At 37.2% G+C, this 18,090-nt stretch carries 16 protein-coding genes; 5 read left to right on the top strand and 11 right to left on the bottom strand.

Features of this window, described 5'->3' with window-relative positions; all coding sequences use genetic code 11:
• Positions 1-160 precede the first annotated feature (160 nt).
• Positions 161-544, top strand: a complete 384-nt coding sequence (locus AC04QZ_RS17170; RefSeq protein ID WP_478358774.1) for a hypothetical protein — start codon at positions 161-163, stop codon at positions 542-544.
• Positions 545-649: 105 nt separating this feature from the next.
• Here the strand turns inward: AC04QZ_RS17170 and AC04QZ_RS17165 are convergent, their stop codons facing one another.
• The 3 genes from AC04QZ_RS17165 to AC04QZ_RS17155 form a co-directional block, all read right to left on the bottom strand.
• Positions 650-823: a DUF6496 domain-containing protein gene (locus AC04QZ_RS17165; protein WP_478358773.1), complete on the bottom strand. Its 174-nt coding sequence runs from the start codon at positions 821-823 to the stop codon at positions 650-652.
• Between the two features lie 354 nt (positions 824-1,177).
• Positions 1,178-2,332 carry an acyl-CoA dehydrogenase family protein gene (locus AC04QZ_RS17160; protein ID WP_478358772.1) on the bottom strand — a complete coding sequence of 385 codons (1,155 nt, stop codon included), beginning with the start codon at positions 2,330-2,332 and terminating at the stop codon, positions 1,178-1,180.
• 436 nt (positions 2,333-2,768) lie between these two features.
• The gene (locus AC04QZ_RS17155) at positions 2,769-3,668 is read right to left on the bottom strand and encodes a ComEA family DNA-binding protein (RefSeq protein WP_478358771.1); all 900 of its coding nucleotides are present in this window, start codon (positions 3,666-3,668) and stop codon (positions 2,769-2,771) included.
• Between the two features lie 95 nt (positions 3,669-3,763).
• On the opposite strand from AC04QZ_RS17155, the gene AC04QZ_RS17150 reads away from it, so the two are divergent.
• The 3 genes from AC04QZ_RS17150 (at position 3,764) to AC04QZ_RS17140 (ending at position 7,445) form a co-directional block, all read left to right on the top strand.
• Positions 3,764-5,515, top strand: a complete 1,752-nt coding sequence (locus AC04QZ_RS17150; protein ID WP_086545145.1) for a lysophospholipid acyltransferase family protein — start codon at positions 3,764-3,766, stop codon at positions 5,513-5,515.
• A 355-nt stretch (positions 5,516-5,870) separates the two neighbouring features.
• Complete coding sequence (locus AC04QZ_RS17145; RefSeq protein ID WP_478358770.1) at positions 5,871-7,052, top strand: hypothetical protein; 1,182 nt, start codon at positions 5,871-5,873, stop codon at positions 7,050-7,052.
• Positions 7,053-7,169: 117 nt separating this feature from the next.
• A complete protein-coding gene (locus tag AC04QZ_RS17140; protein WP_086545143.1) occupies positions 7,170-7,445 on the top strand; it encodes a hypothetical protein in 276 nt (91 codons plus the stop codon).
• Here the strand turns inward: AC04QZ_RS17140 and AC04QZ_RS17135 are convergent.
• Positions 7,442-7,594 (bottom strand): hypothetical protein, encoded by a 153-nt coding sequence (locus AC04QZ_RS17135; protein ID WP_478358769.1) that lies wholly within the window; start codon positions 7,592-7,594, stop codon positions 7,442-7,444. The genes AC04QZ_RS17140 and AC04QZ_RS17135 overlap by 4 nt on opposite strands.
• Before the next feature lie 149 nt (positions 7,595-7,743).
• On the opposite strand from AC04QZ_RS17135, the gene AC04QZ_RS17130 reads away from it, so the two are divergent.
• Entirely contained in the window at positions 7,744-8,049 is a 306-nt protein-coding gene (locus tag AC04QZ_RS17130; RefSeq protein WP_478358768.1) for a hypothetical protein, read from the top strand.
• Positions 8,050-8,122: 73 nt separating this feature from the next.
• Here the strand turns inward: AC04QZ_RS17130 and AC04QZ_RS17125 are convergent, their stop codons facing one another.
• The 7 genes from AC04QZ_RS17125 to pheT all read right to left on the bottom strand — a co-directional run bounded on the left by AC04QZ_RS17125 (position 8,123) and on the right by pheT (position 17,963).
• A complete protein-coding gene (locus AC04QZ_RS17125) occupies positions 8,123-9,328 on the bottom strand; it encodes a hypothetical protein (RefSeq protein WP_478358767.1) in 1,206 nt (401 codons plus the stop codon).
• A gap of 115 nt (positions 9,329-9,443) precedes the next feature.
• Positions 9,444-12,260 (bottom strand): TonB-dependent receptor, encoded by a 2,817-nt coding sequence (locus AC04QZ_RS17120; protein ID WP_478358766.1) that lies wholly within the window; start codon positions 12,258-12,260, stop codon positions 9,444-9,446.
• A 111-nt stretch (positions 12,261-12,371) separates the two neighbouring features.
• Entirely contained in the window at positions 12,372-12,887 is a 516-nt protein-coding gene (locus AC04QZ_RS17115) for an Mpo1 family 2-hydroxy fatty acid dioxygenase (RefSeq protein ID WP_478358765.1), read from the bottom strand.
• Between the two features lie 127 nt (positions 12,888-13,014).
• Positions 13,015-14,586: a ribonuclease Y gene (gene rny, locus AC04QZ_RS17110; protein WP_086545137.1), complete on the bottom strand. Its 1,572-nt coding sequence runs from the start codon at positions 14,584-14,586 to the stop codon at positions 13,015-13,017.
• Positions 14,587-14,917: 331 nt separating this feature from the next.
• A complete protein-coding gene (locus AC04QZ_RS17105) occupies positions 14,918-15,208 on the bottom strand; it encodes a cell division protein ZapA (RefSeq protein ID WP_029277272.1) in 291 nt (96 codons plus the stop codon).
• Between the two features lie 33 nt (positions 15,209-15,241).
• Complete coding sequence (locus tag AC04QZ_RS17100; protein WP_029277274.1) at positions 15,242-15,532, bottom strand: hypothetical protein; 291 nt, start codon at positions 15,530-15,532, stop codon at positions 15,242-15,244.
• A 31-nt stretch (positions 15,533-15,563) separates the two neighbouring features.
• Positions 15,564-17,963 (bottom strand): phenylalanine--tRNA ligase subunit beta, encoded by a 2,400-nt coding sequence (gene pheT / locus AC04QZ_RS17095; protein WP_478358764.1) that lies wholly within the window; start codon positions 17,961-17,963, stop codon positions 15,564-15,566.
• Positions 17,964-18,090: the final 127 nt, after the last annotated feature.

Genomic DNA, 18,090 nt, shown 5'->3' with positions numbered 1-18,090 from the left:
ATACCTCCTCTCGTGGTTTTTTAAATTTTCCCGTGTTATCGGGGCTGCAAATGTAAGCAAAATATTGAAAATGAGAAAGATTTTATAAAAAGAAATTATATTTAAATCATTGATTAAACTAAACTGTTGTTTACTTACATTTATATATATAATATAGGATATGACAACAGGCAAAAAAGTAGGCTCAATTATCGCAGTTATAGTCGTGATTTTACTCGCAGCAATTTGCTATTACCGGTATTTCTTTGTTTTTGGCGAAGGGGTTAAAGCAGGCGAATTAAATTATGTGGTGAAGAAAGGTTATATCTTTAAAACATACGAAGGTAAATTGATTCAAAGCGGCGTACGATCCAAACAAGCCGGTACCTTGCAAAACAACGAATTCGAATTTTCTATTGCAAATAAAGAAATTGCCGATAAAATGATGGCCAATAGCGGAAAGTTCTACGAGTTACACTATAAAGAATATAAAAACACCCTGCCTTGGCGTGGATTTAGCGTTTATGTGGTAGATAGCATTTTAACTACGAAAGATATACAATAGCTAAAGGTTTAGGGTTTAGGGTTTAGGGTTTAGGGTTTAGGGTTTAGGGAAAATTATTATTCAAAAGATTAGTTTTAAAACCTTATACCATAAACCTTTTACCTGCTAACCTTTCTTCGGTACCTTCGCTCCTGCTTTTCTGGCTTCCGATAATCCGATAGCAATTGCCTGCTTTTTGGAAGTCACTTTTTTACCTGATCCGCTTTTAAGCTTACCTGCTTTCATTTCGTGCATGGTTTCTTCTACTTTCTCACCAGCTTTTTCTGAATACTTTGCCATACATTAGTTCATTAGTCATTAGTTCAATGGTTCATTAGTTCACTTACCAAATGGTTATTGATCCTTGAATATTGGTTATGGTACAATAGTCACTAATGTGGGCCATTATTTAATCGGTTAACTGACGCCAAACGCCAAACTCAAGGCTTATCCTGGTTATTGGTTATTGGTTATTGGTTATTAAAAAACATCGCTTTCAAGTAGTTGGTTTTAAAATTTTAAACAAAAAAAATCCGGAAGTGGTTAAGCCATCCGGATTACTCATAATATATTTGGTTTTAATAAGGTTGAAGGCGAAAGGTTTAAGGTATAGGGTGATCGACATTTGCCTTAAACCCTAAACCTTCTACCTTTCTACCCTTGCAATACTTCTCTGGCGATTACAATCTTTTGTATTTCTGAGGTGCCCTCGCCTATTGTACATAATTTACTATCACGATAAAATTTCTCAACCGGAAAGTCTTTGGTATAACCATAACCGCCAAATATCTGAACGGCATCTGTGGCTACCCTTACCGAAACCTCTGACGCAAAATATTTCGCCATAGCCGATTCTTTTGTCATGGGCAAATGCCTGTTTTTTAAATCTGCCGCCTGGCGGATTAATAACTCTGCAGCTTCAATCTCTGTAGCCATATCAGCAAGTTTAAAGCTAATGGCCTGAAAGCTCGAAATGGGCTGACCAAACTGCTGGCGTTGTTTCGAATAAGCTACTGCAGCATCAAAAGCACCTTTTGCAATGCCTAGGGCCAAGGCGGCAATAGAAATTCTGCCGCCATCTAACACCTTCATGGCTTGTTTAAAACCTTCGCCAACATTGCCCAATAAATTGGCTTTTGGTACGCGGCAATTGTCAAAAATCATTTCTGTGGTTTCTGATGCCCGCATTCCTAATTTATTTTCTTTTTTCCCTGCAGTAAAACCAGGCGTACCGCGCTCTACTACAATGGCCGAAATCCCCTTCGAACTTCCCTGTTCTCCGGTTCTTACCATAACCACCGCAATATCGCCGCTTTTGCCATGGGTGATCCAGTTTTTTGCACCGTTTATAATGTAATCGTCGCCATCTTCAACAGCAGTGGTCATCATCCTTAAGGCATCCGAACCAGTGTTGGCTTCGGTTAATCCCCAGGCACCAATCCATTCTGCTGTTGCCAGCTTTGGCAGCCACCTTTGTTTCTGTTCTGCATTGGCAAAGGCCAGAATATGACCAGTACATAAGGAGTTGTGCGCAGCTAATGATAAACCGATTGAACCACAAACCCGGGCCACTTCTACAATTACATCAACATATTCCTGATAGCCCAATCCAGAGCCGCCATATTCTTCGGGAACCAATACGCCCATTAAGCCCAGTTCTCCGAGCTGTTTAAACAATTCAACGGGGAAATGCTGTGCCTCATCCCATTCCATGATATGTGGACGAATGTTTTTCTCTGCAAAATCGCGGACCATAGCCTTTACACTTTGCTGAGTTTCTGTTTCTGAAAAATCGAAGCTTACGCTCATTAAATTTATATTTTATAGTTAGTTGAGGCAATTATAAACAATTATTTGATAGTTAGTTACCATTAAATATTTGTCCAATTACAGAATGAAATGGTATTCGGTTCAATTAGTTTATCGGTTAATTTTAAACCTTGAAATTAACGCCAATAATTAACCTGGATACGAAATACATAATTTTTTAATGATCATCTTTTTTTGGAAATCAGGTGCAGAAGTGTTTGGGGTTAATAAGCAATGCTCTTCCATGATTAAACCTGATTGAAACGAACACGATTGCCGATTCTTCATCGGCAGCGTAAAGTGTAAAGCAGGACTTTCGGAACCGATTAGCAGTACTATTGCTTTCCAAATCAAATTGAAAATGGATTCTTTTAAACCTGGCGGCTAACTCTTATAATTAACCCAGAATAGGGAAGGCTTAATTTAACTCAAGTGTCTAAAAATAAATATAAGGGGTAATTTTATCAATAACCTGCTGGTTTAACAGCACAATCTTTTTCAAATCAGATATACTCGAATAATTGCCATGTTGCTTGCGGTATTGAATAATGGCATTGATCTGTTTGTACGAAAGGTATGGATTGCGCTTTAAATCGTTAAAAGTTGCTGTATTTAGGTTTATTGTTTTTAGCGGCACATTGCTGATTTCGATCTGATCTTTAATTTCAGCATACTTAGTAGAATCTAAGCCATAAACTTCCAGCAGCTGCTCTTTCTTGTAAAAACCACCTAAACGCTCGCGGTATTTAATAATTCTAAGGGCAAAAGTGCCACCAATGCCTTTTATCTCGTCCAGTTGTGCCGAATCAGCCCTATTGATATCGACGATTGTCAATGTTTTTTTAGCATATTCCTTTTTTTCGAAAGGTGCATATTTTCCGGAGTCCTTGATGGGCTGATCGGGTATCTGAACATAAGGCAATATCTTTTGGTACATTTCTGGCGAAATGGTATACATTTTCTGAAGATCTTCGGCTTTATAAAATTTACCACCCTTAGCGGTATAATTTATAATCGATTGTGCCTGTTTTGGCGATAAGCCTAAAGTTTGCCAGCCTTGTACATCTAAAGTGTTGGGATTGAATTTAAAAAGTTTAACCGGTTTTTCGGGATTTGAACTTTCAATCCGATCGCGAATGCTATTGGCATGTGCCTGATCTGTGATGCTGATCTTCTGAATTTGTGCTAAGAGATTTGGATCATCATTTGAAAGGGGCTGATAATAATCATATATAATAGGTATGGCCTTTATGACGATAAGAATAAAGACCAGAAACAGCAATCCATTAAACTCACCCTTGCTAACACCAAAATTTTTGTTGAGCCAAATTCTCATTGATGCGATATGACATGTGTATTATAAATATAAATCTTATTTTTGGGATTGCAAAACAGAATGGGTTTTGCCTATCAACAATCTAAGAATTTTATATGAAGATCATAACTACATCTGAGTTTGCGAAAGCAACAAAGATAGATAAGCTAGGTGTACCAGGTTTAGCAGGTTTGATGATGGAGATCATGAAACTGAACGACATCAACGACGTATTCGCTCAAAATCAACACTTTAAAGGCTTAGAATTTGTAGACAAGATATTAGAAACCATTGGCGTTTCGATAGAATTTGATGATGATGATTTAAACAGCATTCCGAAAACAGGACCTTTTATTGCTATTGCAAATCACCCTTATGGTGGTGTAGAAGGTTTGGCTTTAGTTAAACTATTGTGCACGGTTAGGCCGGATGCCAAGGTGATGGTAAATTTCATTTTGAAGAAAATACCAAACCTTGATGAATTTTTTGTTGCTGTAAATCCTTTCGAAAATGTACAGCATTCTTCAAGTATCAGTGGCTTAAAAACTACTTTTGATTTACTTAGAAATGGAACACCAATTGGTATTTTCCCTGCAGGAGAAGTTTCTACCTTTAAATTAGATGCGCAGCAGGTAACCGACAGGATGTGGCATCCTGTTGTTGGAAAACTGATTGCTAAAGCAAAAGTACCTGTTGTACCTATTTATTTTCATGGCAATAATGGTGTTTTCTTTAACATTTTAAGCTTCATCCATCCTACGCTGCGTACAGCAAAGCTGCCTTCGGAGTTTTTAAATAAACACGGGCGCACCATTAAGGTACGCATTGGCAAACCCATTGCCGTATCCGAAATTTCGCATATGAACAGCAGTAATAAACTGATGGACTTTTTAAGGGCCCGTACCTATGCGCTTGGTGTTGGATTAGATACAGAGAAAAAACTCTTTAATCCGTTAAACTTATTTAAGATTAAAAAGAAACCTGTTGAAGTAATCGAAGAAACTTCGAGGGAATTAATTAAAAATGAGGTTGTGCTTTTGGAAGATTTCAAGGTTTGGACAGAGAAAAACTACGAAGTATATATTGTGCCGACTTTAAAAATCCCGAATATTTTAAGAGAGATTGGCCGTTTGCGCGAAATTACTTTCCGTGAAGTTGGTGAAGGCACGAACAAAAAAATCGATCTCGACAATTACGATATCTACTATAACCACTTATTTATTTGGGATAAGGATTTGGAAAATATTGTAGGTGCTTACCGGATTGGTAAAGGAGATGAAATTTTAGAAAGCATGGGCCGCCGTGGCTTCTACCTGTCTGAATTGTTCAAAATGAAAGATCAGTTTTATCCAATGTTGAGACAAGGGATCGAGCTGGGAAGATCGTGGATCAGAAAAGAATACCAGGGCAAACCTCTTCCATTATTTTTGCTTTGGAAGGGCATTTTAAAGTACCTGATCGATAATCCGCAGTATCGTTACATGTTTGGACCGGTGAGTATCAGCAACAACTTTTCTAAATTTAGCAAAGCCCTAATTGTAGATTATATTACCAAAAACCATTTCGATTACGAGATGGCCAAATATGTTAAACCCCGGAACAAATTTAAAGCCGACTTACTGCCTATCGCTACCGATACCCTGGTAGACAGTAGCGAATCGTTCAAAGATTTAGACAGCATCATTGGAGACATTGAAAACTCGCACATCAAAATTCCAGTATTATTGAGGCAGTACATGAACCTGAATGCGAAGATTATCTCATTCAATATCGACCCTAAATTTTCTGATTGTTTAGATGGCTTCTTAGTGGTTGATACACATAATATCCCACCAGAAATGCTCGAAAAACTCGGCAAGAATCTATAAGTTAATTCAATAAAAAAACCCAGACATCCATCTGGGTTTTTTATTATCAACTAACCTAAACTTTATAAATACTAACCAAATATTTATGCCACAAAAGTAGGTTTGCCTTGTTAAATTGGTATTAATGATATGTTATTTATAGAATTTATTCATGCATATATAATGATATTTCTAATCCAATGATTTTCTCCTAAGAAGCAATTTTCAAAGCCCTGAATCAGCATTAATGTTAACACTACGTTAAGTGATGCTAAAATTGTTCACATAAAGAAATTGTTGCTTTTATGTTAATAATAAGTAAATTTAATGTAACCAAATACAGGGCGGTTTGAAAAGAGGGATTTATACATATGTTTTGAGCACTATTTTGTTCGTTTGCCTGATGATGAATGCCATCATCTCGAAGGGACAAAACTATTCTTTCGATTTTTATGATGGGACCTTTAACTTTAGTATCGATTCTTCAGTGGTTTTTCCAATACCCAAAACAGCAACCACATCAGCCGTTTCAAACTTTTACAGCCGCATCTCCTCTGGTCAATATGCGCCCCTTATTTCTTCTTTAGAAAAATACCAGAAAAAATATAACCTGAACGACTGGATTTATTATCAGCTGATTCGTAAAACAGCCGAACAGATTAGCCCGAAAGCAGCTAATTATTTCGGTTATACTTTATACAAATGGTTTTTACTGAGTAAATGCGGCTACGATGCCAGGTTAGCCATAGGCAATGATCAGGTTATCTTTTATGTAAGAAATGAAGAGGATATCAGTGATATTCCGTTTTTTATGATTGATGATAAAAAGTTTATGTGCCTGAATTATCATGATTATGGCAAACTGTTTAAACAGGCCGATGCTTACAAACCTGTTAAAATTTTAATTCCAGAGGCTAAAAATCCTTTCTCTTATAAGGTAACCAGAATGCCCGATTTTAAACCGGAAAGTTATCAGGAAAAGGATATCGAATTTAGCTACCGTCAAAAAATCCATCACTTTAAGCTAAAAGTTAATGAAGATGTACAAGCCATTTTCAAAAATTATCCGGTAGTAGATTTTGAGAGTTATTTTAATATCCCTTTAAGCAGGGAAACGTACAGCTCGCTTATTCCCACCCTGAAAGAAAACCTAAAGGGCATGGATCAGAAAAAAGGGGTTGATTACCTGATGAGGTTTACCCGTTATGGTTTTTTATATGAAGATGACGGTGAAAACTTCGGCAAAGAAAAACGTTTCTCCCCTGAACAAACATTATTAAGTACCTACAGCGATTGCGATGACCGGGCCGCACTATTTTTCTATCTGGTAAAGGAGATATATAACCTGCCGATGATTGCCCTGTTATACCCTAAACATTTAACCATTGCCGTTCAGTTTGATAAACCAATTGGCGAACCGGTTACTTATAAAGGTAAAAAATATTCGTATTGCGAGCCTACCCCCCAGGCTCAAAACCTAAAAATCGGACAACTTTCTTCAAATTTTAAAAACAGTAAATACGAAGTGGTTTATGCATACGAGCCTGTTAAGAAATAAACCATACGCATTAAATTAATGTTAAAAAATCATTATGTTATCAACAACAGGTTGATTCATGGGCTATTTAAGGTAATTTAGATTTCTTATATTGAGTTAAATTTAAAAACCTGGTCTATGTCTGCTGTTATCTATACTGTTTTAAAAGAATTTTTTGTTGAGGTAAACGGCCACGCAATAAAGGCTAGAATTATGTCGCCTATTAATGATGACAAAGTTTTCGTTTTCAAAATCAGTTCGTTTTACAAAAGCAAAACTGATGCTGATGCCTATGAACCGGCGTCTACATTTACCTCTTATGCAAATGCAGAGCGGCATTTACTTCAGTACTTGGAAGGTTTCCAGAATACATTAGATCTAGGTGGCGAAATCGCAGCAGGGCATACTTTTTAAATATTTTCCTTATCGTCTTTTTCAGGGGGAAGTTCTGATTCGATGGTATCCTCTTCAAAGGCCTTCTTATCCTTTTGGTTTCTTTTAATCAGGTAAGCAATTAAAATAATAACCAGAACCGCAACGCCGATTAATATTGGATAGTTCATATTCGTTCGATTAAATTCTAAACTATTTGATTTAAACTAAGTTATGAGAAATATTTTATATGTTAAGCGCCGGGCTATGTGTTAACATAATCATAATATTAATTTAACTTTCTGTTTTTTTATCTTTGAAGAAACCCTATAAGTTCTAAATGAAAAAGAATAAATCCAAGTCGAAAAATCATTCGACAAGCAAAAAACTACGCAAAGAATTAGAATCGAAATTAGCCCTTGCATTTAACGAACTTGTTATCCCGTACGGAAAAGCCAAAAAAACCGATAAGGTAATCGAAAAATTTGCAAAGCAATTAACTAAAAAAGTTACTTTCGCTACTCAAGATGATTCTATAACGCCATATATCAAAGAAGAAAAAGCAACGCCTTTAACTCCGAAGGCTAAAACAGCTAAACCTGCTGTAGCAAAGAAAAGCAAAGCAGAGATTAAAGAAACAGCATAAAAAATTATAAAATAAAAGGGGGCGTTCATCAGATGAACGCCCCCTTTTTATCTTTATTAAAGAATAGTAGCTATTATAAATTAGCTAATAAATCTACACCATCAACAGTAGCCCATTTTCCTTTTGTTAAAGCAGCACCAGTTGCAGTAGTTGATACGGTCCAGTTTGTACCGAAACTCGCTGCGTTTACTGCGAAAGTTGTTGCACCAGCAATGAACAAAGTAGGGGTATTAGTTACTTTAACATTAGTTAACTTAATTTTCCCCGTTGTTACCTGATGGTCGTAAGTAACTAAATCTTTGATTTGAACAGCTCCACCAACGAGTGCTGTTGGCGTTGTTTGGCTATTATATCCATCAATTATAATATTGCTAAAATCGCCATTTCCTTCTGCTTTAAACTGGAAAGCATCTAACTGGATTTCACTTTGTGCTTCAGTTGTGGTACCAGCAGCTCTTTTTAACGTAATGTTGGTTACTTTAGGCCAAAATGCATTGTTAACACTTTTTGCTTCGACTTCCATACCATAGTTAGCCACACCAGTTTGATAAGCAAACCAGTTGGTATTATCCTGGCCTTTCCAGCCATCCTGCCAATCGAAAGCGTCATCAGCGTTACCATAAGAGATTAAGTTTTTACCACTTACTGTACCACCATAAAATTCGAAACCATCATCATTTCCTTTGTAAGAAACCAGGTTTTCTAAAACTGTTCCGCTACCTACTGAGTAGAATGAGAAACCATTTTGCTCTTTAGAGTTGGTTGTAATTACACGACCAGCGTATTCTACTCTTACATATTTTAACGAACCACCATTATGGGCAGCATTAGTACCACCGTAAGATATATTTAAGCCATCTTCTGAAGCTGCAGTTTGTGTACCTGGAGCAGTTGACGAGTTTACAATCGGTGCATCACCATACATAATGATACCATTCCATGAACCACCAACTTTTGATTTCTCAGTTAATACAATCGGATTATCGGCAGTACCATTGGCAATCAGTTTACCACCATTTAATACCACTATACCGTCGTCGCCATCAGTTTTATCGGCTGTAAAAGTAGAACCTGCTTCGATAGTTAAGGTAACACCCGACTGGATTTTAACAATACCTTTTAACGTATAATTACCAAAAGCCAATGTCCTGTTAGCTGTAATATCACCTGTGATTTCGCCTACTACCGGAACTTTTGTAGGGATCTCATCATCTTCGTCTTTTGAACAGCCCGTAAAAATTGTAGCTGACACAGCAATTGCATAAAGTAATTTTTTCATTTTTAATCTTTTTTAATTTTCCTTTGATGTGTAAATTTAGTTTTCCTATGTTTTGAATACATTAACCCATGTTTAACATTACGTAAACCGAAGGTTAATAAATCGTAATGTCAAATTAGAATGTGTAACCAAGGCCTAACGATACGCCAACACCTCTTTTATAATCTTTAACAGTAAGGCTGTTCTCGTATATTTTCACTAAGCTCTTTTCACCCAAATCAACTTTATAAGTTGGGTTTAAGATATTCTCTACGCCAAACTTCAAATCCCACTTGCCTGAAATCTTATTGCTCCAGATCAAATCCAATTTTCCAAATGGTTTCTCGTAGTAGTTATCTAAACCGTTGGTACCTACCGCATAAATACGTTCGCCATAAATATTATAGGCTACTGTGATGGTACTTTTCCAGTTCTTACCAAAATTACTTTCGTGTTTGATATCGGCATTGATTAACCACGGTGAAGCGCCCTGTAACCTGCGGGTATTCTCATTACCAATAGCGGCAGTTTCTGCACTGTTTTTCACCTTATCAATAGTAGTTTGGGTATACATCAATGAGGTATTGAAACCAACCGAGAAATTAGAAAGTGATTCGCTAAACCTAGATAGTTGCAGTAAAAATTCTAATTCAGCACCGTATAAAACTGCTTTTTTAGAGTTATCATAAGTAATGGCTAAACCACCACTTCCTGCAGTTTGTGTAAACAAACGTTCTATCGGATTTTTCAAATATTTGGCAAATCCGGTTATGGCAAACATTTCGGTATTAGAAGGGAAAAACTCATATTTTACATCAACGTTGTAGTTTTGACTGTTCACCACATTAGGGTTACCATTTTCAATAGTCGCATCCGGATTTACGAACTCTAACGGGAAAGCTTCCATAATAACCGGTTTGGTTAAGGTTTTTGAAAGTGATAGCCTTAAGTTCGTTTTCTCGCTAACCGAATATTTAAAGTTTACAGCTGGTAAAACATCAACGTTATTTTTGGTTACTCTTAAAAAAGGGTCATCAAAAGTTCCCTGATTCCTGAACCTGGTAATCCTCTGCGATTGCTCAACCCTTAACCCTCCATTGATGTTAATTTTATCACCTACTACAAGAGATAAATCGGCATAACCGGCGTTAACGCTTTCCTGCATGCGGGCAAGATAAGTTGCTCCTGTACCTTCATTATAAGTAAAGCCGCCATTAGCAATCTGATCAGCCAAGGTAGCATCGGGCTGATTGGTATTAAAAGTAGCATTATTAGACGCCAGGTTTTGTGAAACTAAAAACCTGAAATTAGATTCTATTTTATTGAAAGAGCCATTGTAACCCACCGTAAGTTTGTTGCTCTTTGCTAAATCGCTATTTCCAAACTTCCAGTTGTATTCCAATAAACCAGATCCAAAGAAATCGCCGTTAAAATCCATATACTGTCTTGAAATACTGTTACCAGTATAACTAATAGATGTGGTATTCGCGTCTAGCTGTACTCCTTTAAAGGATTTTCTATCAGGAAGCTCGTAACTTGTTTTCGAATAAGAAGCTCCTGCCCTTACGCTATGTCTGTCGTCTTCTGTTATTTTATAATTCGCGAACACCTGACCGGTAAAGAAATCGGTTTTTTGCAACTGGTTTAAACGGATAAATGAGTTAGTAACTGTAGCCTGGCTATTGGTATAACCCAATTGATCCTGAATCATGGTTTCAGTCCCTTTTAAATAAAAAGCATTTAAATTAAGATTTAACCTGTTGGTACCATAATTAACGGCACCTAATACTGATGAATTGGTAGAAAACCTGTATTTAGTAGTATATAAGTTATTATCGTAAATACCTTGTGCGGTATTAAAGAAACGATCTACACCTTCTCTAATCTGGAAATTGTTATCAGTATTAATTGAAACCAAATACTGGAATGAACGGTTATTTTCGAACCTGATTTTTTGTGTATGTAGTATCCCAATATTTGTATTTAAAGGTGCATTTCCTTCTTCTACATCGAAGCCAGAGTCAAACTGTGAGTTGGCTTCTTTTGCAGTCATGGTATAAGATGATGGCTTCTTACCGAAAACCTTCGGTATGCTACGGTCATTGCTTGGAAAACCAAAGTAATCGCCAACTGAAGTCTCACCCTCCGGTCTTAAGAATTTTTTAAAGCTACTGTTAGAAAGAAAGCTGGTACCGATATTAATTTTCGTTACTGCCTTTTCGCCCTTAGCGGTTACAATATTAAATGTTCCACCTGCAAAATCGCCATATAAACCTGAGTTGAATGTTTTGTAGGTTTCTAAAACACTTACAATGTCTGTTGGGAAAAGATCTAAAGGGATAATCTTTTTGAAAGGATTGTTAGAAGGAACAGCTAAACCATTTATTAAAAGATTATTATACCTGTCTTCTAAACCCCTTACAAATAAACCCCTGCCGTCTACTTTGGTAATACCGGTAATTTTGGTTAATCCTTCTTCAACATCACTTACACCCTTCCTGGATAATTCCTGGATTCCGATACCCTGTTTAATTTCGATTGCATTTTTTTGAAGTGATAAAAGTGCCGTTTCAGTTTCTCTGCTGGCCTGACCTTTTACCTGTACGTCAGCTAATTTTTGAGAATTAGATTCTTCAAGCGCCAGGTTTAAAGTAGTTGTAGCCCCTCCGGTCACTTCCACAGCCGGTACTTCTTTATTGGCATAACCTACATAAGAAGCCTCTATAATAAATTTGCCATCTTGTAATGCAGCGATAGTATATTTACCATCTGCACCTGTAGAAGTACCTTTAGTAGTACCTTTAATTTTAACCGTTACCCCAATTAAGGTTTCGCCCGTTTTTTTATCGGTAACCGTTCCAGAAATTTTTCCTGTTTGTGCATACGCAAGTATGCTGATCGTTAAAGCGAACACCGTGAGTGCCGCTCTTTTAAAAGAGTTTAGTAAATCCAATTTGCCTTTATTTGATAAGGGCAAAAGTATTACCACAGTGTTAACTACAGGTTAGGTGTTAATTAACATTGTTTTACTTTAAAGTTAACTAAACGTTAAGTGCTTTCAGGATCAGTAACGAATACCCACTTTCTTGCAAATGAAGTGCAATAACCAGATCGGACCGATTAACAGGAACTTAACATCATCCAGGAATGATGGTTTTTTGCCTTCAATTTTATGACCAACGAACTGACCAATCCAGGCAGCAACAAATATAGCCGCATAAATGGCATAGGCTGTTCCGCTCCCTAAACCCACAGCTTGTTCAATCTTTACAATGATATAGCTCATTAGTCCCACCACCCAGATCATCAAAAAAAACAATACCGGCGAAAGCGTAAAGTAATAATACAAGCTAAAGGCCAATAGAAAAGAGGCCCAGTTAAAGAAACCATTATAGCTACCCAAAAAGCCAATATGTGGAAAAGGGATCTGCCAGATCAATCCTAATAAGCTGAATACAATTAACGGAACACAGATCCAGTGCACGAGTTTGTTTGTTGGATTTTGATGACTTTCGGCATACTTATCAAAAAGTACATCTACTGATCGTTTGGGTTCGGTTGTTATGGTTTGCTTGCTCATTATGTAAAAATAAAAAAAAGCGATGGAATATCCATCGCTTTATATTTTGTTTTCGCCGGGGTTTGTGTCTTCACAAACCTTTTTCTATTACTAAGATCCTGAAACAAGTTCAGGATGACGATTTAACCTATTTCGCAAATGCTACAGAACGGGTTTCTCTGATTACCGTAACCTTAATCTGACCAGGATAAGTCATTTCGGTTTGAATACGGGTCGAAATATCGGCAGCTAAAAGTTCTGCCTGAGCATCAGTAATGCGTTCGCTTTCTACAATCACACGTAATTCTCTACCAGCCTGAATAGCGAAGGTTTTTTCAACACCAGGGTAAGATAAAGCCAGTTCTTCTAAATCTTTAAGGCGTTTAATATAACTTTCTACCACCTCGCGACGTGCACCCGGGCGTGCGCCAGAGATCGCATCACAAGCCTGAACGATTGGCGAGATCATCGAAGTCATCTCAATTTCATCGTGGTGGGCACCAATAGCATTACAAATTTCAGGATGCTCTTTATATTTTTCGGCCAATTGCATTCCTAAAATGGCGTGTGGCAATTCAGGGTTATCATCTGGTACTTTACCGATATCGTGTAATAAACCTGCACGTTTAGCCATTTTAGCATTTAAGCCAAGCTCTGCCGCCATGGTTGCACAGAAATTAGCTACCTCACGAGAGTGATGTAACAGGTTTTGTCCGTAAGATGAACGGTAACGCATACGGCCAACCATACGGATTAACTCAGGGTGTAAGCCATGAATACCTAAATCGATCACAGTACGTTCACCAATTTCTACAATCTCATCTTCGATCTGTTTTTTGGTTTTGGCTACAATTTCTTCAATACGTGCCGGGTGGATACGACCATCTGTTACCAAACGGTGTAAAGCCAAACGGGCAATTTCTCTTCTTACCGGATCGAAACCTGATAAAATAATTGCCTCTGGTGTATCATCCACAATAATCTCAATACCGGTAGCGGCTTCTAGCGCACGGATATTTCTACCTTCCCTACCAATAACGCGACCTTTAATCTCATCACTTTCGATATGGAAAATAGAAACCGAATTTTCAATTGCAGCTTCAGTAGCGGTACGCTGAATGGTTTGGATCACCACTTTTTTAGCCTCTTTACTGGCGGTTAATTTTGCCTCATCAACAATATCCTTCACCTGCATCATTGCTTGTGTACGGGCTTCCTGTTTCAGATTTTCTACCAATTGCTCTTTAGCTTCTTCAGCAGAAAGACCAGCAATGGTTTCTAATTGTTTTAGATGCTGATTCTTAAGCACTTCTACTTCTTCCTGTTTTTTAACAGCCAGTTCAGTTTGCTTTTCGAGGTTGCTTTTGTGCTTATCGAGTTCTTGCTCTTTTTTATTGAAGTTCTCCATACGCTGATTTACCGATTGCTCTTTCTGCTTCATGGTATTTTCGCGCTGGTTAATGTTATTGTTTTTCGCATTCACTTCTTGTTCATGCTCGGCTTTCATTTGCAAAAACTTCTCTTTTGCTTCTAAAAGTTTATTCTTTTTTAAAATTTCTGCATTGTTCTCTGCATCTTTTAAAATCTTCTTCACTTTGTTCTGTGCAGCAACTTCCTGCTGTTTAAGCAAGTTACGCAGGAGGAATCTTCCTACCACTACTCCGATAGCTATACCCGCTATTACGGCAAATACGTATCCTAATATTTCAACTATTTCCATTTTGTTTTTTAAGTAAAAAAAAACCGCAACTAATTTTTAAAGTCTCATACATTTTAAACCTCAACTAAGCATAATTAGGGTTTAAGCCATTTTCAGGTGCCATAGCAGATGAAATACGCCCTCTTAACCCTATAGATATTGAAGTGTTAAGTTTTATAAAATTTGAAACTCAAAAACTAGCTGCGGCTATATTTTTGTGCTAATATATTTAAGGCATGCGTCATCCTGAATTGATTTTACTACGTAGCTTTCCGCTGCGCTACAGCTCAGGATCTTATTAAACAGGCTCTGAAACAAGTTCAGAGTGACGTATACTTTGAAAGAACGAACCTTATTTTGAAAAGAAATTACTGAGTAAAACATCCAATTCTTCAACTTTATCGGCAACAGCAGTATCCTGGTTTTGTACTTTATTTTCTGTTCTCAATACAGCTGTTGCATAGTGCAACACAGCCATAGAAAGAAGATCCTGCTTATCTCTAACCGCATAATTATCCTGATAATCTTTTATGCGCTCGTTGATCATTTTTGCTGCCCGTCTCACAATTTCTTCCTCTTCCATATTCACCTTTAGCGGATAAATACGGTCGGAAATGGTTATTTTAATCGAGATTTCTCCCATTTGTTTAGCTTAGTTTCTGATTTCTTTGCATCATTATTTTTTTAATAATGCAATACTTTTATCAATCTCCCGCACAAAATCGTTAATTTTTTGTTTAATGTCAAGCGATTTTTCGCTTGTTCCCTCTATACTTTTGGCCAATTTGGTAACCCTTAATTTTTCGTCAAGTTCTACATTTTTGCCCTTCGCCGTATCGAGTGCTACTTTTAACGATTGATTTTCAAGCTTTAATAAATCGTTTTCTTCCTGTAGCGCATTACATAGCTCTAATACCTGAGCCGTTTTTTGTAATACTTTATCTAATTGATCTGCAACAGAAGTCATGAATTTATTTCTAAAAATACGAATTTATATTTTATTTCCTAATTTCTGCACCAGCTTGTGCCGTTAAATTCGCGATTAGTTTCTGCATTGTATTTTCGATCTGCTTATCGGTTAAGGTTTGTTCCTCATCCTGCAAAATGAAATTCAAGGCATACGATTTTTTACCCTCAGGTAATTTATCGCCAACATACACATCAAATACACCAACCTCTTTGATCAGCTTTTTATCGGTTTTGAAAGCAATGCTTTTTAAAGTATCGAAAGTTACGGCCTGATCGATCAATAAAGATAAATCCCTGCGCACTTGCGGGTATTTGGAAACCTCTTTGTTTACGATTTTATTTTTCCTTACAATATCTAGCAAGGCAGCCCAATCAAAATCAGCATAAAAAACCTCTGCGTTTACATCGGCTACTTTACGGTCGGCTTTTGATACAGCACCAAAGCTTACCAGGGATTTATCTCCACGGAAATATTTAATGCCATAAGCAAAGTTTTCATCATTTAAAACATCAGATTGAAAGCTTGCAATGCCTAAACGCGAAATAATCGCATCAACTGCCGATTTTAGATTATAGAAAGTTGCCGGTTTAGCATTGTGGTTCCATTGCTCGCTTTGTTTTGCACCTGAAATCAACAACAATAACCTGGGGCGCTCTACATACTGCTCATTAATTAAATGATAGGTTTTACCGAATTCGTAAAACTTAACATCAGCATTTTTACGGTTTTGGTTATAAGCTACGCTTTCTAATGCCGGCATCAACAAATTCTGGCGCATCACATTTAAATCGCTGCTTAAGGGATTTAAAATAAATACCGCTTCGTCTAAATTTTTCGAATAGGCCGATTTAGTCAACGAGTTACACATAATTTCTGCATAACCATTCGAGGTAAGCATATCTGCAATTACATTATGCGTATTTTCTTTTTCAGGTTTAATGCTGTAAGAAAGCGATGCATTTACCTTTGATGGGATTTCGATATTGTTATAACCGTAAATACGCAATACTTCTTCTGTAATGTCGCATTCGCGGGTAACATCAACCTTGAAAGATGGAACTCTTAAAGCCAAAGTATCATCAGAGGTATTGGTTGCCGATATACCCAATGCCGTAATAATGTGTTTAATCTCTGCTGATGGAATATTTGCGCCAATTAATTTATTGATGTTGCTATAACTTACCTCAAACTCGAAAGGCTTGATATGACTTGGATAAATATCAGAAACTGATGAAGAAATTTCTCCGCCTGCCAGTTCTTTAATTAATAAAGCCGCATATTTTAGAGCCGTAACTGTAATTTCCGGATCGGTACCACGCTCAAAACGGAAAGAGGCATCGGTTTTTAAGCCATGTCTTTTCGATGTTTTACGTACAGAAACCGAATTAAAGTAAGCACTTTCTAAGAAAATATTTTTGGTACTGGCATCAACTCCTGAAGATTTTCCACCGAAAACACCCGCAATACACATTGGTGCTTCAGCATTGCAGATCATTAAATCATCTGCATTTAACTTACGTTCCACATCATCAAGTGTTACAAATGGTGTTCCTTCAGCAACTTTTTTCACGATTACTTTTCCACCGGTAATTTTATCGGCATCGAAAGCATGCAAAGGCTGCCCTAAACCATGAAGCACATAATTGGTAATATCAACCACATTATTGATGGGACGTAAACCAATTACCTTTAATTTATCTTTTAACCACTCTGGCGATTCTTTCACGGTAACGCCAGAAAGTGTTAAGCTGCTGTAACGTGGACAAGCTGCTAAATCTTCTACTTCTACCGGAATAATCAGGTTTTCGTTATCCGTTTTAAAAGCTAAAAGATCAGGCATTTCATATTCGCTTCTGAAATAAGCAGCTAAATCTCTGGCCACCCCTAAATGCGAAGCCGCATCAGCACGGTTTGGTGTTAATCCGATTTCGAAAACAAAATCATCATCCATTTTGAAGTGCTCTTTTGCAGGAATCCCAATTTCGGTATCCCCGGCAAGGATCATAATCCCATCATGAGATTTACCCAAACCAATTTCATCTTCGGCACAGATCATGCCCTGAGAAAGTTCTCCCCTTATTTTGGATTCTTTTATTTTAAAAGGCTCACCTTCTAATGGATATACGGTTGTACCCACTGTTGCCACTACCACTTTTTGACCAGCACCTACATTTGGCGCACCGCAAACTATCTGAAGGTTTTCTTTAGTACCAACATTTACCGTAGTAATGCGCAAACGATCGGCATTGGGATGCTGAACACAAGTTAATACTTCGCCAATAACCAATCCCTCTAAGCCACCCACAACAGGCTGCACTTTTTCTACACTTTCTACTTCTAACCCAACATTGGTAAGGATTAACGAAAGTTCCTGAGGTGTTTTATCGATCTGTACGAATTGTTTTAACCAGTTATATGATATTTTCATTTATTGAGATTTGAGATTCTAGACATGAGATTTGAGGCATGCGAGCGCTAAAACCCTAGTTCAAGAATTATAAAACGCAAAGATATTATTTAAAGCCCAAAGGAGAAAGTTAAACCCACTATCTTCA

This window comes from Pedobacter folensis (assembly GCF_056490665.1).
This window is presented reverse-complemented; position numbering and strand designations above follow the sequence as displayed.